Origin of the sequence: Amycolatopsis sp. SID8362 (assembly GCF_010550475.1) — a bacterium.
Classification (GTDB): Bacteria; Actinomycetota; Actinomycetes; order Mycobacteriales; family Pseudonocardiaceae; genus Amycolatopsis; species Amycolatopsis eburnea.
Genome location: NZ_JAAGNB010000524.1, coordinates 1 through 254 on the forward strand (window position 1 = coordinate 1; position 254 = coordinate 254).

Annotated in this window: 1 protein-coding gene; it reads right to left on the reverse strand. The window is 77.2% G+C overall.

The features are described from left to right. Window positions 1-254, reverse strand: a 254-nt coding sequence (locus tag G3I65_RS16310; RefSeq protein ID WP_160696865.1) for a KR domain-containing protein, incomplete at both ends; no start/stop codon positions are given.

The following is a 254-nucleotide window of genomic DNA, read 5'->3' on the forward strand; positions in this document are numbered from 1 at the left end:
GCGGTCAGCTCGTGCAGGTGCCACGCGGCGTCCGCCTTGGGCCGCAGCACGAGGTCGAGCCGCTCGGGGGTCAGCGAGCCGATGACGCCGTCGTCGAGCAGCCCGGTGGTCTGGACGACCGCGGTCAGCGGGTGCGCTGCCGGGATCTCCGCGAGCAGCCGGGCCGCGGCGTCGCGGTCGGACAGGTCGCAGGCGGCGAGGGTGACCTCGGCGCCGAGGCCGGTCAGCTCCGCCACCAGCTCCGCCGCGCCGTC